The organism is Pontibacter anaerobius, from assembly GCF_026241195.1.
GTDB lineage: Bacteria > Bacteroidota > Bacteroidia > Cytophagales > Hymenobacteraceae > Pontibacter > Pontibacter anaerobius.
Window position 1 is genome coordinate 270,332 of sequence record NZ_JAPFQO010000009.1, and the last position, 23,523, is coordinate 293,854.

Annotated in this window: 19 protein-coding genes; 2 read left to right on the forward strand and 17 right to left on the reverse strand. The window is 52.4% G+C overall.

From position 1 onward, the window contains the following. Positions 1-174 precede the first annotated feature (174 nt). Together OO017_RS14685 and OO017_RS14690 are read left to right on the forward strand one after the other, a co-directional pair. Positions 175-1,560: a glycoside hydrolase family 30 protein gene (locus OO017_RS14685; RefSeq protein WP_439651316.1), complete on the forward strand. Its 1,386-nt coding sequence runs from the start codon at positions 175-177 to the stop codon at positions 1,558-1,560. Continuing rightward, positions 1,561-2,157 carry a hypothetical protein gene (locus OO017_RS14690; protein ID WP_266053321.1) on the forward strand — a complete coding sequence of 199 codons (597 nt, stop codon included), beginning with the start codon at positions 1,561-1,563 and terminating at the stop codon, positions 2,155-2,157. It begins immediately after the preceding gene. A gap of 169 nt (positions 2,158-2,326) precedes the next feature. On the opposite strand, the gene OO017_RS14695 is transcribed toward OO017_RS14690, so the two are convergent. The 17 genes from OO017_RS14695 to nuoI all read right to left on the reverse strand — a co-directional run bounded on the left by OO017_RS14695 (position 2,327) and on the right by nuoI (position 23,312). Further along, the gene (locus OO017_RS14695) at positions 2,327-4,765 is read right to left on the reverse strand and encodes a TonB-dependent receptor (RefSeq protein ID WP_266053322.1); all 2,439 of its coding nucleotides are present in this window, start codon (positions 4,763-4,765) and stop codon (positions 2,327-2,329) included. A 431-nt stretch (positions 4,766-5,196) separates the two neighbouring features. After that, positions 5,197-5,829: a DUF3347 domain-containing protein gene (locus OO017_RS14700; RefSeq protein WP_266053324.1), complete on the reverse strand. Its 633-nt coding sequence runs from the start codon at positions 5,827-5,829 to the stop codon at positions 5,197-5,199. Positions 5,830-5,859: 30 nt separating this feature from the next. Then, positions 5,860-5,988 carry a hypothetical protein gene (locus tag OO017_RS14705; RefSeq protein WP_266053326.1) on the reverse strand — a complete coding sequence of 43 codons (129 nt, stop codon included), beginning with the start codon at positions 5,986-5,988 and terminating at the stop codon, positions 5,860-5,862. Positions 5,989-5,999: 11 nt separating this feature from the next. After that, positions 6,000-7,763, reverse strand: a complete 1,764-nt coding sequence (locus tag OO017_RS14710; protein ID WP_266053327.1) for an efflux RND transporter periplasmic adaptor subunit — start codon at positions 7,761-7,763, stop codon at positions 6,000-6,002. Between the two features lie 227 nt (positions 7,764-7,990). Further along, a complete protein-coding gene (locus OO017_RS14715) occupies positions 7,991-9,418 on the reverse strand; it encodes a TolC family protein (RefSeq protein ID WP_266053329.1) in 1,428 nt (475 codons plus the stop codon). Between the two features lie 173 nt (positions 9,419-9,591). Further along, positions 9,592-13,362 carry an efflux RND transporter permease subunit gene (locus OO017_RS14720; RefSeq protein ID WP_266053330.1) on the reverse strand — a complete coding sequence of 1,257 codons (3,771 nt, stop codon included), beginning with the start codon at positions 13,360-13,362 and terminating at the stop codon, positions 9,592-9,594. Between the two features lie 94 nt (positions 13,363-13,456). Continuing rightward, positions 13,457-13,888, reverse strand: coding sequence for an HYC_CC_PP family protein (locus tag OO017_RS14725; RefSeq protein ID WP_266053331.1), 432 nt, complete (start codon positions 13,886-13,888; stop codon positions 13,457-13,459). Positions 13,889-13,986: 98 nt separating this feature from the next. Next, complete coding sequence (locus OO017_RS14730) at positions 13,987-14,481, reverse strand: DUF2231 domain-containing protein (protein WP_266053332.1); 495 nt, start codon at positions 14,479-14,481, stop codon at positions 13,987-13,989. Between the two features lies 1 nt (position 14,482). Continuing rightward, positions 14,483-14,800, reverse strand: a complete 318-nt coding sequence (locus OO017_RS14735; RefSeq protein WP_266053333.1) for a hypothetical protein — start codon at positions 14,798-14,800, stop codon at positions 14,483-14,485. 120 nt (positions 14,801-14,920) lie between these two features. Beyond that, positions 14,921-15,568 (reverse strand): CatA-like O-acetyltransferase, encoded by a 648-nt coding sequence (locus OO017_RS14740; protein ID WP_266053334.1) that lies wholly within the window; start codon positions 15,566-15,568, stop codon positions 14,921-14,923. A 590-nt stretch (positions 15,569-16,158) separates the two neighbouring features. Continuing rightward, on the reverse strand, positions 16,159-16,806 hold the full coding sequence (locus OO017_RS14745) for a hypothetical protein (RefSeq protein WP_266053335.1): 648 nt from the start codon (positions 16,804-16,806) through the stop codon (positions 16,159-16,161). A gap of 66 nt (positions 16,807-16,872) precedes the next feature. Further along, on the reverse strand, positions 16,873-18,336 hold the full coding sequence (locus OO017_RS14750; protein WP_266053337.1) for an NADH-quinone oxidoreductase subunit N: 1,464 nt from the start codon (positions 18,334-18,336) through the stop codon (positions 16,873-16,875). Positions 18,337-18,511: 175 nt separating this feature from the next. Continuing rightward, a complete protein-coding gene (nuoM, locus tag OO017_RS14755) occupies positions 18,512-20,062 on the reverse strand; it encodes an NADH-quinone oxidoreductase subunit M (protein ID WP_266053339.1) in 1,551 nt (516 codons plus the stop codon). After that, entirely contained in the window at positions 20,059-21,945 is a 1,887-nt protein-coding gene (nuoL, locus tag OO017_RS14760) for an NADH-quinone oxidoreductase subunit L (RefSeq protein ID WP_266053340.1), read from the reverse strand. The genes nuoM and nuoL overlap by 4 nt, the downstream gene beginning before the upstream one ends. A 4-nt stretch (positions 21,946-21,949) precedes the next feature. Further along, positions 21,950-22,258, reverse strand: a complete 309-nt coding sequence (gene nuoK / locus OO017_RS14765) for an NADH-quinone oxidoreductase subunit NuoK (protein ID WP_266053342.1) — start codon at positions 22,256-22,258, stop codon at positions 21,950-21,952. Continuing rightward, complete coding sequence (gene nuoJ, locus OO017_RS14770; RefSeq protein ID WP_266053343.1) at positions 22,255-22,791, reverse strand: NADH-quinone oxidoreductase subunit J; 537 nt, start codon at positions 22,789-22,791, stop codon at positions 22,255-22,257. Before nuoJ ends, nuoK begins: the two co-directional genes overlap by 4 nt. A 5-nt stretch (positions 22,792-22,796) precedes the next feature. After that, positions 22,797-23,312 carry an NADH-quinone oxidoreductase subunit NuoI gene (gene nuoI, locus OO017_RS14775; RefSeq protein WP_266053344.1) on the reverse strand — a complete coding sequence of 172 codons (516 nt, stop codon included), beginning with the start codon at positions 23,310-23,312 and terminating at the stop codon, positions 22,797-22,799. Positions 23,313-23,523 lie beyond the last annotated feature (211 nt).

Below are 23,523 nucleotides of genomic sequence, written 5' to 3' on the forward strand. Positions count from 1 at the left end.
AGTGCCCTTTTTGAAAATATAACAGCTTTCTGGCCTGTCAGGTAATTTTTACTAATTTTAATATCGCGCTTTGCTATTATTACACTTGCTATACTTTCACCTTAACCTTATCCCCGCATGCTTCATCAAAAACCTTTAAAGTCGTTTCTGCACCATGCCCTTGCGCTTTCGCTGATGGTTACCTGCCTCTCCTCCTGCAAAAAGGAAAGCACCAGCCAAACTGAAAGCAAGGGCCCTGAGGTGGCGCTTTGGCTAACGACCCCGAACCAGTCGGCCCTGTTTGCGCGCCAGGACTCCAGTATAACTTTTGGGAATGAAGCAAACCAGTACCCAACCATCTCCGTGGATGACTCTGAAGCGTACCAACGTATGGATGGCTTCGGCTTCTCGCTGACCGGTGGCAGCGCCCTGCTCCTACACCAGATGGAACCGCAGAAACGGGCAGCTTTGCTGGAGGAACTCTTCGGCACCGAGGGGAAAAATATTGGCATCAGCTACCTGCGTGTAAGCATCGGGGCATCTGACCTGGACCCGGAGGTGTTTTCTTACAACGACCTTCCAGCCGGCGAGACGGATGTGAACATGGAAAAATTCGACCTTTCGCCCGACAAAAAATACCTGATTCCGGTGCTGAAGGAGATACTGGCCATCAACCCCAACATCAAGATCATGGCCTCGCCGTGGTCGCCGCCCACCTGGATGAAGACGAACAACAACTCGAAAGGCGGGAGCCTGAAGCCGGAGTACTTTGATGCGTACGCGGCGTACTTTGTGAAGTATATTCAGGGCATGGCCGCAGAAGGTATCACCATTGACGCTATCACCATTCAGAACGAGCCGCTGCACCCGGGCAACAACCCAAGCCTGCTGATGCTGCCCCAGGATCAGGCCGCCTTCATCAAACAAAGTTTAGGCCCTGCCTTCAAGGCTAATGACTTAGATACCAAGATCGTGATCTACGACCACAACGCCGACCGCCCGGACTACCCGATCTCCATACTCGACGACCCAGAGGCGAAGCAGTACATTGATGGGGCGGCCTTCCACCTGTACGGGGGCACGATAGATGCGCTCACGAAAGTGCACGAGGCGCACCCAGATAAGAATTTATACTTTACCGAACAGTGGATCGGGGCCCCGGGTAATTTTTCGGGGGACCTGCGCTGGCATACCAAGAACCTGATCATAGGGGCACCGCGTAATTGGGCCAAAACCGTGCTGGAGTGGAACCTTGCCGCCGACCCGGAGCAGAACCCGCATACGCCCGGAGGTTGTACCGAGTGCCTTGGCGCTGTCACTATTGATGGCAACACCGTAAACCGCAACCCTGCCTACTACATCGTGGCCCACGCTTCCAGGTTTGCCCGCCCTGGCTCGGTTCGCGTTAAAAGCAATGTGCCGGATGCACTGCCAAACGTGGCCTACAAAACACCTGAGGGACAAACAGTGCTGATCGTGCTGAACGACAGCGAGTACCGGCAGCGCTTTAACATCAGCCACGAAGGAAAACTGGTAGCCACCATGCTGGATGCGGGCGCTGTGGGAACATATGTTTGGTAGATGGCGGCAATTAAAATTCTGACCAACTCCGTTCTCCTAACACTTTTGGCACTTCTTTCATCTTGTGGAGGTCAGGATAAAAGTAAACAGGTAGCTGTTGTATCTCCTGAAGAAGCTCCTGCAGAGCAGGAGAACATTAGCTTTGAAAGAATTACTTTTTCAGTTCGGCCAGGGTGGAGCAGCGAGAAGTACGCAAAGGATGTTGAAATTACCCCAGACAGTATACTTTACTATCGCTTAAGGGAAAGGCACAGCGGAACTATTGTCGTAAATTATAAAGCTAAGCTTGATTCGGTTGGTATGGAGAACGTCTACGGTTTTCTTGACTCTACAGATTTTAACAGCTTGAAGGACTACTATTACAATCAAGAGGACGCAAGTTGGTTCTCTTTGCAATTTATCTTCCACAATGGAGAAGTCAAGATGCAAGGTACTTTGCCAGACGGCTATTGGAAAAAAGTATACAAGCTCCTTATGATAATTGATAAACAAAATCTAACTAAGAGCAAGAATAGGAAATTTAGTACTACTGAAGACGTACTGCTTCCACCTCCTCCTGCTCCGGTTAATATTAAGTTGCCAAATGACAGTTTGTAAAAAAAATACACTTCCTATATAGTATAGGACCTTTCAATAGGGGAAAAGTATAAAGCTCCATTCGGCGTTATTGCCCGCTTCTACCTTAGGACTGGCCAAACAAAGTACAAAATGCAAAAAGTCCTGCAGCAAACGCTGCAGGACTTTTTCGCTTTACACAAAATAGGTGTTAGTTACCACCGGTGCGGTTTAGCTCATCCAGGTTCACGTTGCGTTTCTTCGACTCGAACTTAGAGCCTTTGCTGAAACGGTAGCGTAAGTTAAGGCGTACGCTGCGGGCACCGTGGTATTGCTCAATGGCGTTCACGTTGCCGTTTAGCTCAGTGTCTACTTTCAGTACGCGGCTCTTGAAAATGTCTGTCACGTTCATGCTCAGGGTCAGCTTGTCGTCCAGGAAACTGCGCTTCAGGCCGGCATCCACCCACCACTGTTCGCCTACTCTGTAAAGGCCGTACACGGCCGGGCTCTGGTAGCTGCCACCTAGTTCCAGGCGGATGTCGTGTGGCAGTAGAATGTTGTTCGTGGTCTGCGCAATGGCTGTAACCTGATCGTTTATCACCAACTCGCCATTAACGGCATTGGTAAACTCTTGGTACATTACCACCACGTTATTGCTGATGTCCCAGCTATTTGAGATCTTGATCGGGGCCACCAACGTCGCTCTGGCGTTCTTCATGTCGCGCACGTTCTGCTGCTGGAAAACCGTGGTGTTATCCTCCGGGTTCTGAAAAGGTACCTCCGCTATAAAATCGTGGGTAAGGGAGTAGCCCAGGATCAGGTTGTAGGTTTGCTTTAGCGTGTGTGTCATCTCAAAGGAGTTCGTGTACTGCGGCTTCAGCTGCGGGTTGCCCTGCGCCCAGGTATAAGGGTCCAGGTAGAAGATGAACGGGTTAAGCGCCTGGTAGTTTGGCCGGTTGATGCGGCGGCTATACTTGTACCCGATCTGGTAGTTGTCGCTTACTTTCTGCTGCAGGAACACGCTTGGGAACAGGTCCAGGTAATTACGGTCTGTCTTCTCGTTCTTAGTCAGGGAGTTGCCTCTGGAGTCGGTCTGCTCTGCGCGCAAGCCTGCCTGCAGCGTCCATTTCTCGCCCAGGTTGGTGTTCAGGTTGGCGTAAGCGGCATAAATGTTCTCTTTGTAGATGAAGTGGTTGGTGCGCTTAGGATCCAGTGTTTTTCTGCTGTCGGCTTCTTCGTAGAAACGCAGCTCGTTATCGGATACCACATGGCTGGCCTTGGCACCCAATTCCAGTTTAGTTTTTTTAGTGATTGGCTTTGTAAAATCTACCTTGGCCGAGTAGATGTCGTAGCTGGTGGGGTTATTGTTGCTGAGCATCTCTACGGAGTCCGGTGTGGTGGCAGGCAGCGTGAAGTATAAGTTGTCGAAAGAGGCATTATCCCGGCTGTTGATATGTACATAGTCCAGGTCGGCGGAGAGGGTGGTGCCGACTGTGTCGAGTTTACCCAGGTAATGCATGTTAAACGTGCCGTTGGTATACTTGCCCTCGCCTTTGTTCATGGCATCGATAAACAGATCGTTGCTCTCATTAGGGAAGCGCAGGTACGACTCTGTGTGGAAGAAGAAATCGCTGCTGCTGGTAATGACGTTGGCCATGGCCCCTACGCTGTGCTTCTCGTTAAAGTCGTAATTAGTGCCGATGCGCAGCGAAGGCTCATAACGCTCGTTCTCCTCACGGCCTACCTGGTCAAAGTTGCTTATGCTGCCATCCGGGTTCAGGAAGATGCGCTCCATATCCATGTTGCGGTAGCGGGTGCGGCGGGCGAGGTCCAGGCTACCGAAGGAGTTCCATTTGCCGCTCTTGTAGCTCACCTCCGCGCCGGAAGTATAGGTGCTCAGGTTGTTGTACTGGTAGCCGGCGTACATGCTGCCGTTCATGCCGGTATCCACGTTCTTTTTCAGGTTGATGTTGATCACACCGCTGGCACCCTCCGCGTCATACTTGGCAGAGGGGTTAGAGATCAGCTCCAGGTCTTTGATGTTCTCGGCAGACATGCCCTGCAGCAGCGTCTGCAGCTCTTTTCCGGAGAGGTAGCTGCGCTTGCCGTTGATCATGACCTGCACACCCGCCTTGCCGTTCAGCTGGATGTTGCCGTCCTGGTCCACCCAAACGCCCGGCGATTTGGTGAGCACCTCGTAGGCCGTAGCACCGCTGGCCAGGGCAGTGCCCTCCACGCTAACCACCATCTTATCCGCTTCGTTGATCACCGTGGGGCGCATAGCCTGCACCTGCACCTCTGCCAGCACCTTGGTGTCGGACTTAACCTGCAGCTTGCCGAAGTCTTTCGAGAAGCTGGCGCCCGTTACTTCGAAGGCTGGCGTCTGTAGCTCCGCATAGCCCAGCGCGGTCAGTTTTAGCAGGTAGTTGCCTTTAGGCGGCGTCATGATCTGGAAGTTTCCGTCCATGTTGGCAATAGCGCCGGTTACCACTTTGGCGGTACCTGCTTCCAGCACGGCTACATTTATAAAGCCTACGGGCAGTTCTTTGTCGTCAATAACGGTGCCTGTCAGCATACCGGCAGACTGCGCGAAAGTATGACTGCTACAGAGGAAGAGAAGAAGTGTGAGGTAAACGTAAATTCTTTTCATGGTTTTATTTTGTGTAGTGATGTAAATGGATCGATGATGCAAAGTTATGTTATAGTACTTTGTATAGCAAGGTACTGTTTTGTTTGTAAAGAGACTTTTAGACGAACCGGGATTTTTTATCTTCTAACACCAGCCGAACCTGGGCAAGGGGGCTTCTTTATGTGTTAGTGTTTCCTGGCGAAGGAATTTGTTAGAAAGATGCAGGAAAGGGAAGGAGAGTTGCCTGTGGGCGGTAAATTTTTAATAGAAGTATGGAGGTAGCATAAACATGATAGAGTGGGTGCAGATGCCTGGACTTTAACTTGAGAAGATGAGACCTGGCAGGAAGAAAAAGTATGGGGCAAGTATAAATTGCTTCCGAGACTTACCAATAAAAAAGGCAGAGCACCCATTTGGGGCTCTGCCTTTTTTATTCAGTTTATACTTTATACTTAGTTCAGCACTTCCTCGGTGCTGCCGCACTTCATCATTTTATCGCCAAAGTAAGGGTTGCGGATCTCCTCGTTAGAGCTTAGCCAATAACCGCCTTTATCGTTCATGGCCATTGGGCAGTGCTGGTAGTATAGTTTCTCGTCGGTGGCACCGTAGGCCTTTGCCATAGCGTACACAGACTCAGACAGCTGCTCCAGGTTCTCGCGATGGGCGGCCAGGTCGGCTGCGCCGGCTATATTTGTGGCGCTGCTGATAACTTTTTCTGTTTTTTCCTCTGCGTAGCTTTTTTGCTCCGCATCCGAAATGGTAGCTACAGGCATGGCCTTGGCTACCGTCAATACCTGGTTAGCGGCCGTTTTGGCAGCTTCGGCATCAGAGGAAACGAGCGCGTCTTTCAGCTTCATGTACTCACTTACCAACTCGTTTACCTGCGTCTTGAATGGCTCAGCCACGGTGGTGTAATCCGGCGTTTCCACTACCACACCGGCAGGTGCTTCAGACTGGTTCATGTCGCCGTGCGCCATGCCTTCATGGTTTTCAGTGGTTGTTTCTGCGTTTTCCGTGTTGCTCTCTGAGCACGATGTAAACGTGAAAGCGGCTAGTACAGCGGCTGCGAAAAGTGTCTTTTTCATGTTGATGCAATAAGTTTTATAAGTGTAAAATTAATGATTTACTTGTTGAAGCGCCACAAACGCCAGTGCAAGTACAACAGCGGCATAGATCAGCCACTTCAGCCAGTTCTTATTCGGCTGGCGCGGCTCCGTACCTTCCGTTCTGCAACAGTCTTTCATGGGCTAATAGTTTAATGTGCGTGAGGCTGCACTGGTTCTGGCTTCGCTTCAGAAGCTGTTCCTTGCCTGTACGTTTGCGTCGTTTCACCGCAGGCCATCATGGCCTCTCCAAAGTATGGATTGCGGATCTCCTTCTGCTCACTCAGCCAGAACGCTCCCTGGTCGTCGAAGGCCATCGGGCACTTTTGCTTGTATACGATTTGCTTATTCGTGCCAAAGGTTTCCACTACCTCTATCAAATGGTTCGACAGGGTTGAGAACGCTTCACGCTGTTTTTCAATAGAGGTGCTTTTCTGCAGCAACGCACCGTTTGACTGTAGGGCGGGCAAGAGCTGCATCCACTTGGCGTGCGTGCTGCCATCCAGCATGCTCATATCCATTTGGCTCAGGGCCTGGTTAAACTTACCGGCCGCCTGACGTGCTGCGTCCGCGTTTGAGGCTACCAAGGCATTTTTCAACGTATAATAGTTGTCTACCAGCCCCGTAACCTGCTTTTGAAATGCTTCCGGTACTTCCATCAATTTATTGGCCGGTGCGGTCATCATACTATAGTTTCCGCTTAGTTGCGCTGCGCCATCTACGGCAAAAACACCATTGGAAACTACCCGCTCACCCTCGCTCAAACCAGACTCCACCAGATACATGTCTCCTAAACGAGGCCCTAAAGTAACCTCGCGCATCTCAAAGGCGGGTGCCTCGCGCTCATCCACCTTCACGTATACTACAGAACGCTTGCCTGTCCAGAGTACGGCGGTGCGCTGTACCGCCAGGGCTCTTTCCTGTGTGGCAGACTTTGTAGATGTTTTGATGCGGGCGTTGGCAAACATGCCTGGTTTTAGTTGGTTGCCAGGGTTTTGTACCTCTGCGCGCACCTGCACAGCGCGGGTGCTGGCATCCAGTACCGGCGTCACGAACTGTACCTTGGCCTTGAACTCTTCGCCAGGTATGCCCGGCACGGTAAAGTTTACAGTAGCCCCTTCTTTTACCCACGACAGGTCTGATTCATAAGCATCAAGCACCACCCAAACCGATGATAAATTGGCCACCTCAAACAGTACGGAGCCGGTACTTACGTAATCCCCCACAGCTACCATGCGCTCGGTTACCACTCCCGACATATCGGAGTAAATGTCGAAGTTGGTGAGGGTTTCGTTGGCGTTCTCGATGCGCTGGATCTGTTTGTTGGACAGGTTCCATAACCTAAGTTTCGTTTTGGCCGCTTCATATAACTCCGGCATAATATCCTTTGATTTGGCCGCTTCCTGCAGTTCGCGCTGTGCCGTTATCAGCTCAGGAGAGTACACAGAGGCTAAGCGCTCGCCCTTACGCACTTCCTGACCAGTGAAGTTCACGTAGAGTCGCTCAATTCGGCCCGGAAATTTGGCTGTAATAGAAGAGACCTTTTGCTCATTTAAAGACACGGTACCGGTTAGCAACAGCTCATTTTCAGGGTCTACCATCTGTACCGGCGATGTCTGGATGTTGGAGAGCGCGATGGCCTCCGGAGTCATCTCCAGCACATAAGGGCTTGCCTCGCCAGCGCCACCGGCAGAAGAAACAGGTATCAAATCCATACCGCAGATAGGGCATTTGCCTGGTTCGTTCTGGCGGATCTGTGGGTGCATGGAGCAGGTATACTCTACCACACCGGCTGTTTCGCCCTCATAGTCGTGCGCCTCTTCGGCGGATCTGCCCCCGAAGATCAGCCAGCCCAGGAACAGGCCTGCCAATGCTACAAGGATGTATGTTGCGTATTTTTTATTTCTTGGGTTCATCTGTTTATCTCTCTTATAGATAAGTGACTTTAAAATCCTCCCCTTAAGGGCAGGGGGTGCTTCATTTTATCTTTTTTGTCATCCTGAAAGGATCTTGGTGACTGGGAGGACAAGCTTAACCTCACGGGGGTAGGAGCCCTCTTTCTCCCACAAGTTTCTTAACAGAATGACAGGGGTTTTCACTTTTTTATTCGAATGAAATGGCCCTACCCTCAAAGGGACATTTCTTAACTATCGCTGTTCATCATTCGGTTGATAGCCGACACGGCAATGTGCTGGTTCGTGACGGCCTGCAGTTGCTGTTGCCTGTAACCAAGTATGGCCTGGCGCTGGCGAAGTATCTCTTCAATGCCCGCACCCGCCACGCTGTAATTAGTGGTCAGCAAACGGATAGCTTGCTCGTTCAGCGTAATCTGGTCTTCCAGTAGCTTCAGGTTTCTGGTGGCCCGCTCATAGTCGTAGAGGAGGTTCTCTAGCTCTGTAAACAGCGCCTTCTCGGCCGCTTCCTTATTCAGCACCGCTGCCTCCTGCTCAAACCTGGCTTCCTTTTTAGCTGCGTTATATTTCTTACGGTAGATCGGAAGCGTCACACTTACCATCGGCATGACCATGTTTTTCCCGCCCATCTGCATCTGCGATGTTTCATCTGTTCTGGGTTTAAGAATCATATAATTCAGGCCCAGGCCAATCATCGGTCTGCCCATGAGCTGCGCCATACGGTACTGTGCCTCGCGGGCTTTTTCGTCCCACTCATACATTTGCAGCATGGGGTGGTTCTGGCGGATGGAGTCCTGGATCAGGGCCAGAGATGCTGGCAATTCGATTGGCTGTAGTGTATCTGTTAGCTGCACCGCCAGGTCAGGCTCACGGTTAAGCAGGTTGTTGAAAGCAACGATCAAAGGTTTTTTAGAATCGCGTAGCAAGGCCAGCCTGTTCTCCATGTCCTTTACCTGCACCCGTATGAGTATAACATCTACCATGCTGCTGCCAGATGAAGCCATACTACTGCCCATAGAGCCTCCTCCGCTGCTTTGCCTGCTTGGCGAAGAGCTGCCTGTTGAGCCGCCGCCCATACCTGCCATGCCGGAGGAAGAGGTGCCAGCTGAGCCATTGCCCATACTTGACGAGCTACCTGAACTACGCTGTGGTGTACTTGGCGCAGCACCTGCCGGGGCTGATTTATACTTGGCCAGTGCCACCCGCTCCAGCGCCTGTAGTATCTCCAGTTCGCGCTCCAGCAGTTGCACTTCTTCGTCAATCTGGTACAGGTTCAGCCAGGTAGTACGTACATCATGGTACAGGTTGATCTTGGCTTCCATGAAATTCGAAAACTTCATCTGCGCCATGTAATTGGCTTCGTTCTTGGCCGCGCCCAAGCTACCAAACCACGGAAACATCTGCATGACAGAAGCTTCACCTACCTGGTTGCCCATCAGCCTTTCCATTGGCTCTAGAAAGAAGCCGAAGTTAGCCTCCGGGTCGGGCAGGGCGCCGGCCTGGGGCACTTTCTGCAGCGCTGCCTGGTACTCGGCATAGCGGGCTTTCAGAAGCGGGTTGTTCTCGCCGGCAATTACCTGGTACTCCTGCAGGGTTTGTGCCTGCAGGGTAGGAGTAAGTATCAGGAGAAAAAGTATACTTGCTATTAACTGTTTCATTTTTATCTCACTTAATGCTTTTAGCCAGCTTTTCGCCTCGCCGGCTAGGCCATACTTTTCTCCTTGATGAGAAAAGTATGCAAAAGAATCAAGACGCTCCAAACTCGCTGAACGCTCGGACAGTGGAGCGTCATTTGGTGCACCTGGCCTAAGTTTCTGTTGCATAGTCTTCATTATGCTAACTCTTTAACTCGTTTGCTAACCTTAACCTCTTCGCGCCAGCTGTAAAGTACCGGCACAATAAACAGGGTGATCAGGGCTACTACCATCCCGCCAAACGTCGGGATAGCCATCGGAATCATAATGTCGGAGCCACGACCGGTGGAAGTCAGTACCGGCAGCAGGGCTAGCAGGGTAGTGGCTGTCGTCATCAAACATGGCCTTACACGACGCATACCTGCCTCTAGCACCGCTTTTCGTACCTGCTGCTTCGATTCCGGGTGGAACTTCTCAAAGCTTTGCATCAGGTATGTTCCCATCACAACACCGTCATCGGTGGCAATACCAAACAGGGCGATAAAGCCAACCCAGACGGCCACGCTCAGGTTGAAGGTGCGCATCTGGAAAAGGTCCCGCATGTTGGTGTCCAGGAACGAGAAGTTCATGAACCAGTCCTGCCCGTAGAGCCATAGCATCATAAAACCGCCGGCAAAGGCCATGGCAATAGACGTGAAGATGAACAGCGTAGTGGTAACGGACCTGAACTGGAAGTATAATATCAGGAAGATGATGAGTAAACTGAGCGGAATCACGATCGACAGTCGCTTCTCGGCACGCACCTGGTTTTCGTAGCTACCAGAAAACTTGTAGCTCACGCCGGCCGGTACTACCAACTCACCTGTTTCAATCTTCTGATTCAGGTAACGTTGCGCATCTTCCACCACGGGTACTTCTGCAAAGCCATCGCGCTTATCGAACAGCACATAGCCGGTCAGGAAGGAGTTCTCGCCACGGATCATCATCGGGCCCGGACGGTACTCCAACTCCGCTATCTCGCCCAGTGGTACCTGTGCACCATTGGCTGTTGTTATCAGGATCCGGTCTACAGCCTCCGGGCTATTACGGTACTCGCGGGCATAGCGTGCCCGGATGGAGTAACGTTCGCGACCTTCCACAGTGGTGGTCAGTCCCATGCCACCCATCGCTACCTCTATGTACTCCTGCACATCGGCTACGTTCAGGCCATAACGGGCCATGGCGCGGCGGTCCAGTTCAATCTCCATGTAAGGCTTGCCCAGTGAGCGATCGGCAAATACGGCCTCCTGCTTAACCGATGGCACCTCTTTCAGGTAACGCTCCAACTGCAGGCTGAAATCTTCTATCGTTTTCAGGTCCGGCCCATATACTTTGATACCCATTGGGGCACGCATACCTGTCTGTAGCATCACCAGTCGTGTTTCGATAGGCTGTAGCTTTGGAGCCGAAGTAACGCCCGGAATGTTGGCCACGCGCACAATTTCATCCCAGATATCATCCGGTGTTTTGATATGGTCACGCCACTGGCGGAAATATTCGCCGTCATCATCCGGTATCAATTCTCCATTCGCATCGCGCATAAACTCGCCTTCGTCGTTCACTGCAAAGCGAACTTTATACCCATGCTCATTGGTGATGTACTCAGACTTGTACTGGATGATGTTCTCATACATCGACATCGGGGCTGGGTCCAGGGCTGTTTCGGCGCGACCTGCTTTGCCCACTACCATCTCTACCTCAGGAATGGCCGTGATGAGCATATCCAGCTGCTGCACGATGCGTTTGTTAGCCTCCACGCCGGAATGCGGCATAGAAGTAGGCATGAGCAGGAAAGCACCTTCGTCCAGGGAAGGCATAAATTCTTCGCCCATGCCCGGGAAAGTATGAACTAGTCCGCTCCAAACCGAAGTAGTGCGGATGTTCGCCCCAACTTTATCGAACCCATTTGCTACCCAGCCGAACATCGAGCTAAAGCCAACCCAGCTCAGCAGGCCGATAACCATGATCACCGCAGGTATGGCCAGGAATTTCGCTTTGTTTGCCAAACACCAGTTCAGGATACGCGGATAAGCACCGATGAAAAGGGCAAATGCTCCAAGAACTACCCCAATGATGAGCAGGATGAACAGAAAGTTTATGATCAAACTCACAGAGGCACCCAACGGCATCCAGTTCTCAGCCAATAACCACGACACGGCCACTACGGCAATGCCAACCATTACCGGCGTATTATACTTTCCATAACGGCCCGGCTGGTAATAGTTCAGCAGGTTATTGGCTGCAATCAGCATTAGTGTGATACCTGCCAGCGGAAGTATAAATATTGCAATGGCACCAAGTCCTAACAGCACCCAGTTCAGAATTCTGGACCAGGCAATGTTCTTCGACTTCAGGCCAAGTATAGTATGAGCAAAGGCCGGCATGATCAGGATGGTAAACACCAGCGAAGCCACCAGCGCAAAAGTTTTGGTAAAGGCCAGTGGACCAAACAGTTTGCCTTCTGCAGCCTCCAGCGTAAACACCGGCAGAAAGCTGACAATGGTGGTTGAAACTGCCGTAATAATAGCCGTGGCTACCTCTGTGGTGCCTTCATAAACCGACTTCAGCAATGACTGCCCCGGCGGTGCCTCATCAATGTGCCGCAGCACGTTCTCGTTCAATATAATGCCCAAGTCCACCATGGTGCCAATGGCAATGGCTATACCTGACAGGGCCACGATGTTGGCATCCACGTTGAAGTACTTCATCATGATGAAGGTCATGAGCACAGCCAGCGGGAGCAGGGCAGAAATAAGCAGTGAAGCCCGCAGGTTATACACCATCACAATGATCACGATGATGGTGATAAGTATCTGAAGTATGATCGCCTCATTTAGCGTGCCCAGCGTTTCATTGATCAGCTGCGTACGGTCGTAAAAAGGCACCACAGTTACTTTGGAAACTCGTCCGTCGGCAAGGGTTTTGGTAGGCAGACCAGCAGCAATCTCGTCCAGTTTCTCCTTCACGTTATTAATCACGGCCAGTGGGTTATCGCCGTAGCGGGCAATTACCACACCACCCACAGCCTCGGCACCGCTTTTGTCAAGTATACCCAACATAGAGCGGTCGGCAGGGCCTATGTTCACGCGGGCAATGTCCTGAATGCGTATCGGAACGTTGTTGTTTACTTTTACCACCGCCTGCTCAATGTCCTCCAGGTCTTTTACATAGCCCAGGCCACGCACCAGGTACTCCACCTGGTTGATCTCCACGGTATTGGCACCCACATCCTGGTTGCTGTTTTTCAGGGTGTTCATCACCTCCATCATCGAGATGTTGTTTGCCTTCATGGCAACCGGGTCAAGGTCTACCTGGTACTCTTTTATATACCCACCCACAGAGGCCACTTCAGCTACGCCCTCGGCACCAGACAGGGCATAGCGCACATAAAAGTCCTGGATAGAGCGCAGTTCGTGCAGATCCCAGCCACCGGCAGGTTTGCCTTCAGCATCGCGGCCCTCCAACGTATACCAGTACACCTGGCCAAGTGCTGTCGCATCCGGACCAAGTTTTGGCGTTACCTCGTCTGGCAGCAGGTCGGCGGGCAGGGAGTTGAGTTTCTCCAGAATGCGGGAGCGGCTCCAGTAATATTCTGTGTCCTCATCAAAGATGACGTAGATGCTGGAAAAGCCGAACATGGAGGTAGAGCGAATGGTTTTCACACCCGGCATACCCAAAAGGGAAGTGGTAAGGGGATAAGTGATCTGGTCCTCCACGTCCTGTGGCGAACGGCCCATCCACTCAGTAAAGATAATTTGCTGGTTCTCGCCAATATCCGGAATAGCATCTACCGGAACCGGGTCACGGGGCAGGAAGTTAACGTTCCAGTTAAAAGGAGCGGTTACAATGCCCCACCCAACGATGAGCAGCAGGAGCAGGGTAGTTACTAGTTTCTGCTCCAGGAAAAATTTTATAATGCTGTTTAACATGCTTTATTCGATTGAATACATAGAAGTATGGCTACCGGAAAGGCAGCAACAAACTACACCAGCCTAAAGACGGGTGAAATCGAAAAAGCAGGGGTTATAGGAGGAAGGACTGCACAAGCACCGGAATATCGCGGGCCAGTGGGGGAGACTCGTAAAGGGCGTATGCAGGCTTAAGATCGGTTTCAGGGGCGTACCACTGAAGTATAACTGCTTTTACAACAGCTATGAATTTGATGTCCTGCAGCTTGTTTAAGGAAAAATCTTTGTGCTTGGCAGCGACGTCCAGCCGTTCCACGATCATCTGGTGATCTTCGCAGCAGTCTTCATCGCTGGCATCTTGCTGAGGCGCGTGGCAGGCAGGCACTTGCTCCTGCGGCTTTTCCATCGGGCACTCCGCCTCTGAACCAAAGAAGGTAATATCGCGTAACTCACCGCCACAAATATGCATACCCACAGCCATACCCGTCGAGGAGACGAGCACAAGCAGCATGAGGGTTAGCAGTATGATCCGGCGGAATAGGTTCATGTTTTTTATACTTGCTGCAAAGGTATAAGGTGTGTGGCAAGTATGCTTACATTATTAACAAAAAGTTTTACATTATTTCTCCCTGACACCGGAAATAGTTAATTAAACTCAGCGCAATTTGCGGAAGGAACATACACGCCACCAGCCTGCTGGTATACCACTTGTGCCCCAAGGTGACCTGCATAAATCAGGAAGCCGGTACCCGTTAGCATCATTAAAATTACCAGTACCTGCAGTAAACGCGGTTTATACTTTACCAAATTATTCCGTTGTGCCATATCGAGCAGGGCGGCAATCGTAAACGTATACGTTAGCAACTCAGCGAATATCTCATGGTCTTTGAGAACCGTAGGGTCGCAAAGTTTTCTGGAAACGATGCCCTCGGCCATGTCTCCGGTGAAAAAACTGAGCCAGGCGGCAAGGGTACCAACGTATAACAGGAAAGAGCCCGCCTTCTGCCAGAAATCGGCAGAAGCGGGCTTTAAAAAGATAGCAAACAGTTTCAGAAGGGTGGCAAAGGTCAGCAGCGCAATCGGGAAATGCACTGTGAGGGGGTGCCATACTTCTGTTCGCCAGAATGCGGGTTCGGTCATGCTATTCCAGTATTCTCACTGCTTTAGGGTCCAGGCGCTGGCCTGTTTTCTCTACTTCAACCTCTACACGCTGGCCTTCCTGCAGTTGGTCAAAAGCCACTGTCTCGCCATTTCTGGTCAGGGTGGTGCTTTCCGTAAAGTATAGTTCCAGGCGCTTGTTATCGTCGGTCTTCACGTAGATCTCGGTTTTCTCTGCCTCTACCTCATCCACAGTACCCTGGTAGGTGCCAGACTCTACTACATCGGTACCCTCCTGGCAAGAGAACAGGAATGGGACCATAAACAGGAAGGCGAATAAAATCGGTTTGATACGGTTCATAGTTTTTTTATATGGTTAAAGTTTAAATATAAACAAATTTCTATTTATCCCCTAGCGTCAGGAGAAGTTGTGCTGTTTCGCACCCCTTGGATACGGTAATCGGCTGAACAAGGTGTCCCGTCACCACTTATTTATACTTGCCTGCATGCGCTGCAGGAACAAGTGTATGTGGTATCCATCGGCCAGCGCGTGGTGTACCCGCATGCTTATCGGAAGTATAGTTTTGTCACCCTGCTTCTCAATTCTGCCAAAAGCCAGTTTCGGGATCGCGTCATCGGGGTTATCCATGTGGGCGTGCTCCATGCCGTTAAACTTAAACCAGGGCAGGGTAGTGGCGTGTACCAGGTCCGGGCCGTTGTAGCCGCAAAAAAGCTGATCGCCTTGCTTCACCTCTTCCACTATCCCTGAGGCTTCCTTGCAAAAAATATGGAGGTCGGGGTGGTGCGGCAGGTGCACGAAGGATACCGTATGGTTGTTTTTTAGGATGGTGGTGGAGATATCCACAGCCTCATACTTTACCACGGCATCCCCCTCCAGCCGCAACAGGAAGTTTTCCGTCTGCCGTATTGCCTCGGTGGCGGCGTGCAGGTATGCCAGAAAAACTGATAGCCCGTTCTGTTTGCAATACTGGTAAAGGCTGGTGAGATCAACTTCGGTGTGCACGTTGAAGAAAGGCTGGGTGAAGTTTCGGAAGAAATGGAAATGCTCCCGTCGCTCCCAGTTCTCGGTATCGAATGGCGTTTTCGCGTATCGTGTTTGCGTGGTCATGTAATCTTGAAATATGCCGCAAAGGTACGGCTTTGGGAAAAGGCCGAAAAGGAGTTTTGGGATTAGTTTTGGTAGGGGAGCTTGCTGATTTTGCTATCGATCTTCTGGTGTGTACTGTAGCTGGTTTTTTTAAGTTGAGGCAAACTATACTTTCATAGCCCCTGCTTCCTGCAACTTGAAACAAGCTATCCTTCCTAGCTGCCGTTCATCCTCAGTCTTATTTGCCTATCGTTGCATCCGTGGCTTTGGCTCCCTCGAGGCCGGGAGGCCTCGTCTTCGGGCATCGCGCTGGGAGCTTTTCCTGCCCTCGTGCCTCGGGCTGCCTCACTTTCGTTCGTCACCGGAAAAACTCGCATAGGCGCTCAACCCAAAGACTGGGATCAGTTTCGATAGTAGCCGCTAACGGAGCTTGAACCGAGTCCCACTTTGAAGTCGCAGATCCCGGACTTGATTCGGAAGTGGGAAGGGGGATGACAATCGTTCCCGATCAACTCCCCTCCTTGGAGGGGCCTGGGGTGGGTTCACCCTTCCCTAACTCTAAACAGGTCGAGAGCGTAGCGCTGAGGAGAGGTTGGACTGCACGCAACCAGTTACTTCACCTTGAACCCCAAGCCCAGCAGCCCGTGTACTGCCATTTGAGAGAGGCTCGCTTCGCCGTTGGCAACCGGCACTTCTACATAAGAGGCTGTAAAACGGCCTTCGGCAAGTATAAACCATCTTTTAGAGAAGTAGTAGCGTTTCGCCACAGCCACTTCTGCTAATGGCCCCGAGATGTAATAGCCCTTGTTAAAGATGCCTTTGTTCTCGGGGTATGCCTTGTGAAATATGGTGGATTCCGGATGCGTGATGACAAGTCCGGCCCCGGCGGAAAAGGTGAGGCCGTGCAGCTGCCAAAGGCGGTTTAAAGAGAGCAGGTTATAGCCGTTGGTGATGGAAAAGCGCTGCACCTGCGGGGGCAGGTTATCAAGTATAAGTTTGTGATGCGTGAACTTTAGCTCCCAGCCGCGTTCGTTTTGCCAGTTACTCACCCGCACATCATAATATACCGGCGGCTTAAATGGCTCTGTGCGGTACCTGGCGTCAACTTCGATATCCTCGGCGTTTCGCTGTTGTACATGCAGGGGCGTACGAAAATTATGGGCACCACCACCGGCCACCGCTACTTCCCAGGAACGATCCTGGCCATCAACAGCAAAAGGTAAAAGTATGGCTAACAGCCTTATAAGTGTCTTTATCATCCCCGCATCCTCCTACAGTAGTCATACTTGGTAAGGATGCCGGATGTTGTGCTTGAAAGAGTAAGTTTACCTGGCCACCATTTCCGGTGCCGTTGCAAATACATTCTGGATGATCTCAACCAGCGCAGCAGGGTACACGCCCACTATAAGCAGCAGCAGAGTAAGCACCACCAGCGTTCCCACACTAGCCAGGTAGATAGACGGCCGTAACCGCTTTTTGGGAGTCTCTGCTTCGGTTTCCGGTTGCTGGAACATCACGGCAATCACTTTGATGTAATAGTATAAACCGATGACGCTGTTAAGCACCAGCATAGCCACCAGCAGCCACAACTGTGTGCTTACCCCCGCCGCCAGAATGTAGAACTTGCCTACGAAGCCAGCCGTGAGCGGAATGCCGGCCAGGGAGAGCAGCATGGCGGTAAAGGCCGTGGCGGTCCATGGTCTGCGCCAGAGCAGGCCGCGGTAATCCTCCAGCAGTTCCGCATCACGCTCCTTATCGGAGAGCATGGCCACCACGCCAAAAGCGCCCACAGTGGTGATAAAATAAGCCACCAGGTAAAAAGTGATAGCCTCAACGCCCATTTGGTTGCCTGCCAAGAATGCCACCAGCAGGTAGCCCAGGTGCGAGATAGAGGAGTAGGCCAGAATGCGCTTCACGTTCTTCTGCATCAGCGCCAGCAGGTTACCGGCGATCATGGAAGAAATGGCAACGATGGTGAAAATGGTAATTAGGGTAGGGTACCGGAAGCCATCCACCTCTAAAAAAAAGCGAATCATGATGCCCAGCACGCCTGCCTTGGAAACGGTGGCAATAAAGGCCGTGACCGGGGCCGGGGCTCCTTCATACACATCAGGAGTCCACATATGGAAGGGTACCACACTCAGCTTAAACCCGATTCCGATGATCATCATGCCAAAACCGGTTAGCAGCAGCAATGGGAGTTCCTGTAGACCCGACATGGCCGTGGCGATGCCGGCAAAGGTCATGGTGCCCACGCTGAAGTATACCAGTGCCATGCCGAACAGCAGGAAGGCTGAAGAGAATGCGGCAAGTATCAGGTATTTAATGCCAGCCTCGTCGGAGCGCTCGCGGGTTCTTAAGTATGATATGAGAGAATACAAGGCCACGCTCAGCACCTCCAGACCCAGAAACAGCGAGGCAAAATGCGTACTGATGACCAGGGTGCAGGCCCCCAGGGTAGACAGGATCAAAAGAATATAGTATTCCTCCTTCTGCTCCTCGCGCTGTTCAAAATAAGCATACGAGAGCATGCTGATCAGCAGGGCCGTTGCCAGGATCAGGCCGATGTAAAAGACCCCGAACCCATCGATCACGAAAAGCGGATCAATGGCATAAGCCGTAATTCCCCGCAGCTCGAAAAGCGACAGGAACGCCGCTACAAACGACACCGCCGTGATGACATAGATGATCTTGTGGTTTCGCCAGGCCGCTATCACCAGCATGTTCACAAGGGCGGCCACGGTAAGTATAAGCAGCGGCATCAGGTGCAGGAAATCGGTTTGGCTCATGGCTTTATTAATTTGGTGATTTGAAGATTCGATAATTTGAAGATGTTCATGCCCTTACATTTTATGGCGCGAGCGCCCTCGCTCGTGTCGGATTATAGTTTGGGCCTCTGGTCCTTTCGGATTGCAAATCCGACTTTTTAGTTAGGCACGGGTTGCAAACCCGCGCCAGCAAAATTTATTTCTTCACTTCCTCAATCCTTAACTTTGCTTCTGGCACCTCCACCACTGCTACTTTCTCTTTCTCCACCTCCGGTTCCTGGTAGGCTTGCAGCTGCTGGTTTATACTTGGCTGCGCGGTGTCGAGAATAGGTTGTGGGTAAAGGCCCAGCCAAAGTATAACCACGACCATCGGCACGGCGATCAGCATTTCGCGGGCGTTGAGGTCAGGGAGCGGGTGATCGGAGGGGGCTGGTTCGTAAAACACTTTCCGCATGATGCGCAGCGAGTAGGCCGTAGCCAGCACCACGCCAATAGTGGCGAAAACCGTGAGCCAGTTGTTGGCTTGCCAGGATCCCACCAGCGTCAGGAATTCCGCGATGAAGTTACCCAGGCCCGGCAGGCCTAGCGAAGCCATCACAAAAACCATCGCTATCACACCCATTTTTGGGGCTTTGGACCAGAAACCACCCATCTGCCCGATGTCGCGGGTATGCAGGCGCTCGTAAAGAAAACCGGCGATGATGAACAGGGCCCCGGTGCTCAGGCCGTGCGCGATCATCTGCATCACCACGCCCTGCAGCGCCCACTGGTTAAAGGCAAACACACCCAGAATCACGAAGCCCATGTGGCTCACCGAAGTATAAGCTACCAGCCGTTTTAGGTCGGTTTGGGAGTAGGCCAGGATGGCACCGTAGATAATGCCCACCACACCCAACAGCATGGCCCAAGGGGCGAATTCAACGGTAGCCGTCGGGAAGAGCGGCAGCACGAAACGCAGCAGGCCATAGGCACCGGTTTTCAGCAGCAGTCCCGCAAGTATAACACTACCAGCCGTTGGCGCTTCGGAGTGTGCGTCGGGTAGCCAGGAGTGGAACGGCACCACGGGCAGCTTCACGAGGAAGGCGGCCAGGAAACCGAACATCAGGAAACGCGCTTCCTCCGGGGCCAGCTCGGTTCCGAGCAACTCAAAGTAATTAAAAGTATAGTTTCCGGTTTGGGAGCCGTGGATAAAGTATAAACCAAGTATGGCAAGCAGCATCAGCAGCCCTGAGGCCTGTGTGAAGATGAAGAATTTATAAGCTGCGTAGTTTCGGTTGGCATGACCCCAGACACCAATCAGGAAGTACATCGGAATCAGCATCACCTCCCAGAAAAAATAGAACAGGAACAGGTCCATGGTGAGGAAGACACCCGTGATACCGGCCAGCACCCACAGCAGGTTAAAGTGAAAGAAGCCGGTTTTCACCTTGATCTCCCGCCACGAAATGAGCACGGCCAGAATGCCAATGAAAAAGGTGAGCAGCAGCATGAGCAGACTCAGGCCATCGAGGGCAAGTATAAAGTTCACGCCCCACTGCGGCACCCAGGGTACTTCCATCTGCATGAGCCAGGGCGAAGCGCCTAAGGAAGCGGCGGGCGTGCCAAGCCACAAGTATAAGGCAATGGCAAAATCAGCCGACACAGCGAACAGCGCAATCCAGCGGGGCAACACGGGGTGCAACTTCTTGGAGAGCCAGGCCAGCAGTCCGCCGGCCATCAGTATCACGATCATCCAGAGCAGTATCATAGCAGTAGACTTATGGTTAGAATCATGATGGCGCCGACCACAATGCCGGCCACATAGTTGCGCAGCACGCCGCTTTGGGTCTGCGAGAACATCACATGGAAGCCCTCGGCCATGCGGGCCAGTCCGGTGTAAAAACTGTCGATAATGTCGCGTTTGTTGATGTTGGCCAGGAACACGTAAGGCCGCACAAGCAGGTTGTCGTACAAGGCATCGAAGCCCCAGCCGGAGAACCAGAAGCGGTGCAGTTTCATGGCCAAACTGGAGCGCTCCAGGCTGTGCAGCATCCCCGGACTCTTCTGGTAAAACAGGTACGCCACATACACGCCTCCCAACGATACCACCGCTGCCAGCACCTGGAACAGCCACTCGTTTGCCGCCAGCAGCTCGTTGGCCGTGATGCCCGGCAACACTGGCGCCATCAGGTCTGAGAACAGGGCCAAATGGGCGAAGTTGTGCGGCAGCTCTATAAATCCGCCTACCAAAGAAAGGATTGCAAGTATAACAAGCGGGATGGTGATGAGCTTACCCGGCGGGTGGTCCAGGTGCGTTTTGGGGGCACCGTAGAAGGTCATGAACACCATCCGGAAAGTATAAACCGAGGTGATGAAAGCGCCAAAAAGCCCTGCTAAGTACAGCCAGATGTTGCCGTTTGGACCTGCCAGCGTGTACCACAGAATCTGATCCTTGCTGTAGAAGCCCGAAGTGATGATGGGCAGCGCCGCCAGCGAGGCCGCCCCGATCAGGAAGGTCCAGAACACGACGGGCATGCTTTTGCGGAGGCCACCCATTTTGCGCATGTCCTGCTCGTGGTGCAAGGCAAGTATGATGGCCCCGGCACAGAGGAAAAGCAGCGCCTTGAAGAAGGCATGAATCATGAAATGGAAAATCCCCGCTGACCAGGCACCTACACCCAAAGCCAGGAACATGTAACCAATCTGGCTGATGGTGGAATAGGCCAGCACCCGCTTCAGGTCGTACTGCGTGAGGGCCGAGAAGCCAGCCAGCAGCAGCGTAACAGCGCCAATAACGGCTACCATCGTCTGCGCCAGTGGGGCCAGCTCAAAAATTACGTACATTCTGGCAATCAGGTAAACCCCCGCCGTTACCATGGTGGCCGCGTGTATCAAAGCCGAAACCGGCGTCGGGCCAGCCATCGCATCAGGCAGCCAGGTTTGCAAAGGCAACTGACCGGATTTTCCCACCGCGCCGCCCAGGAGCAGCAGCCCTACGAGCACCGCCATTTGAGCGCCCACACTCCATACTTCCGGGGCCTGGGTCAGGATGGCCTGAATGTTCAGCGTACCGAAGGTCTGGAAAAGTATGAATAGTCCGATGGCCATGGCTGTATCGCCCACGCGTGTGATGATGAAGGCCTTGCGGGCAGCATAGCCGTTGGCGGGCTCCTTGTACCAGAAACCGATCAACAGGTAGGAACAGAGGCCCACACCTTCCCAGCCTAAGTATAAAAGCAGCAGGTTATCGGCCATCACCAACATCAGCATAGAACCAACAAACAAATTCATGCAGGCAAAGAAGCGGGAGAAGTCCGCATCGTCGGCCATGTAGGCGGTGGAGTAAAGATGGATCAGGAATCCTACGAACGTGATGACGAAAATGAAGACAATGGAAAGCGCATCGAGGTGGAAGGCGATGGACGGGTTGAAGCCCGCCACGCTGAACCATTGCCATACTTCCTGCTGGTAAAAAGCCGGTTTCTCGGAGAGGAACTGCAGTCCTAAAAGTATGGTGATGAGCGCCGAGAAGCCCACGCTGCCCACGCCAAGTATAGCCACCAGCGCGCGCGACAAGCGGGTGCCGAAGAGGATGAGCAGGAGTGAACCCAGAAAGGGCAGGGCAGGTATGAGCCAGATGTAGTTTTCCATAGTCTTATCCTTTCATAAAGTTGGCAGCGTCGCTGTCGAGGGTTTTAAGTTGATGGTAAATCTGAAGTATGAGCGCCAGCCCCACGGACACTTCTGCGGCGGCCATGGTAAGTATAAAGATGAACATCACCTGCCCGTCAGGCTGCACCCACTTGGAGCCCGCCACGATAAAGGCCAGGCCGGCGGCGTTGAGCATGATCTCTACCGAGATCAGCATAAAAATGATGTTGCGGCGGATCAGCACGCTGATCAAACCGAGCATAAAAAGTACGCCTGCCAGCAGCAGGGCGGCTTCCATCGTAGACACACTCATGCGGCTGCGCTCCTTTCCTGTAAAAACCGGTGAATAACTTTTTTCTTCTGCCTGCCCAGGTGGTAGGCCCCCACGATACCCGCCGTCAGCAGGATGCCGCAAAGCTGCACGCCCAGGATGTAAGGCCCGAACAGCGACAGCCCAACCAGCCGGGCATCCACAGCCACCACGGCCTCGGTTTGCGGCGGCGTGCCAGCCGCCACTATGTAAACTAGCTCAGCCAGCAGCACCGCCGAAAGTATGGCCGGGCCAACCCAGACCGAGGGTTTCAACCACTCTTTCTCCCGCTGCACATCCTCCTGTGTCAGGTTCAGCATCATGATCACGAAGATGATGAGCACCACGATGGCCCCGGCGTAAATGATAATCTCCAGCGCCGCCATAAATGGGGCACCCAATGTGAAGAAAACCACGGCCACGGCCAGAAAGGATACCACCAGGTAGAGCAGGGCATGGATGATGTTGTAGCGCGTGATGACCATGATGGTGGAAAGTATGGCAACCGCTGCTGCGATATAAAATGTAAGTTCCATAGGCTTTAGGGTAGTAAGCTTTTAGTATCTACAGGAGGCATTTCGTTCTCGGCCTCGCCTTTGTCTTTCCCGCCGATGGCCATGCCCGCCACTTTATAATAGTTGTAGCCGTGGTACTTGCCCTGCCCGTCAATGAGCAGATCCTTTTTCTCGTACACCAGGTTCTGGCGGTTATACTCGCCCATCTCAAAGTCGGGGATGAGCTGGATGGCGTAGGTCGGGCAGGCGTCCTCGCAGTAGCCGCAGAAGATGCAGCGCGAGAAGTTGATCCGGAAGAACTCCGGGTAGCGTCGTCCGGTCGGGTCTTCGGTGGCCTGCAGCGAGATGCAATCCACAGGGCAGGCGGCGGCGCAGAGGTTACAGGCTACGCAGCGCTCACCCCCGTCCGGGTCGCGCGACAATACGATGCGCCCCCGCCACCGTGTCGGGAGAATGGGTTTCTGCTCCGGGTAAAGTATGGTTTCCCGCTTATGGAATGCGTGCAGAAACGTAAGCCACATACTGCGCAACAAACTAAACATAGCTGCTCCTTTCTTTTTATGGTTTGAAGACGCTCACTGGTCTGGAAGACGCTGTGAGGTCGGTTCTTATTTGCTGGTGCGAGCTTGTAGCTCGTATCTTTTTTGTTTAAGCTGCTTGCGGTACGAGCTACAAGCTCGCACCAGCGTTTTCTTACCTTTCGTTTTTCCGGATTTGCAAATCCGGAAAAACGATCATTTTATATTCACTCAA

Excerpts from the sequence above, each read along its gene's own strand:
- OO017_RS14685 (WP_439651316.1), top strand. The coding sequence starts at position 175 with ATGGTTACCTGCCTCTCCTCCTGCAAAAAGGAAAGCACCAGCCAAACT.
- OO017_RS14690 (WP_266053321.1), top strand. The coding sequence starts at position 1,561 with ATGGCGGCAATTAAAATTCTGACCAACTCCGTTCTCCTAACACTTTTG.
- OO017_RS14695 (WP_266053322.1), bottom strand. The coding sequence starts at position 4,765 with ATGAAAAGAATTTACGTTTACCTCACACTTCTTCTCTTCCTCTGTAGC.
- OO017_RS14700 (WP_266053324.1), bottom strand. The coding sequence starts at position 5,829 with ATGAAAAAGACACTTTTCGCAGCCGCTGTACTAGCCGCTTTCACGTTT.
- OO017_RS14705 (WP_266053326.1), bottom strand. The coding sequence starts at position 5,988 with ATGAAAGACTGTTGCAGAACGGAAGGTACGGAGCCGCGCCAGCCGAAT.
- OO017_RS14710 (WP_266053327.1), bottom strand. The coding sequence starts at position 7,763 with ATGAACCCAAGAAATAAAAAATACGCAACATACATCCTTGTAGCATTG.
- OO017_RS14715 (WP_266053329.1), bottom strand. The coding sequence starts at position 9,418 with ATGAAACAGTTAATAGCAAGTATACTTTTTCTCCTGATACTTACTCCT.
- OO017_RS14720 (WP_266053330.1), bottom strand. The coding sequence starts at position 13,362 with ATGTTAAACAGCATTATAAAATTTTTCCTGGAGCAGAAACTAGTAACT.
- OO017_RS14725 (WP_266053331.1), bottom strand. The coding sequence starts at position 13,888 with ATGAACCTATTCCGCCGGATCATACTGCTAACCCTCATGCTGCTTGTG.
- OO017_RS14730 (WP_266053332.1), bottom strand. The coding sequence starts at position 14,481 with ATGACCGAACCCGCATTCTGGCGAACAGAAGTATGGCACCCCCTCACA.
- OO017_RS14735 (WP_266053333.1), bottom strand. The coding sequence starts at position 14,800 with ATGAACCGTATCAAACCGATTTTATTCGCCTTCCTGTTTATGGTCCCA.
- OO017_RS14740 (WP_266053334.1), bottom strand. The coding sequence starts at position 15,568 with ATGACCACGCAAACACGATACGCGAAAACGCCATTCGATACCGAGAAC.
- OO017_RS14745 (WP_266053335.1), bottom strand. The coding sequence starts at position 16,806 with ATGATAAAGACACTTATAAGGCTGTTAGCCATACTTTTACCTTTTGCT.
- OO017_RS14750 (WP_266053337.1), bottom strand. The coding sequence starts at position 18,336 with ATGAGCCAAACCGATTTCCTGCACCTGATGCCGCTGCTTATACTTACC.
- nuoM (WP_266053339.1), bottom strand. The coding sequence starts at position 20,062 with ATGATACTGCTCTGGATGATCGTGATACTGATGGCCGGCGGACTGCTG.
- nuoL (WP_266053340.1), bottom strand. The coding sequence starts at position 21,945 with ATGGAAAACTACATCTGGCTCATACCTGCCCTGCCCTTTCTGGGTTCA.
- nuoK (WP_266053342.1), bottom strand. The coding sequence starts at position 22,258 with ATGAGTGTGTCTACGATGGAAGCCGCCCTGCTGCTGGCAGGCGTACTT.
- nuoJ (WP_266053343.1), bottom strand. The coding sequence starts at position 22,791 with ATGGAACTTACATTTTATATCGCAGCAGCGGTTGCCATACTTTCCACC.
- nuoI (WP_266053344.1), bottom strand. The coding sequence starts at position 23,312 with ATGTTTAGTTTGTTGCGCAGTATGTGGCTTACGTTTCTGCACGCATTC.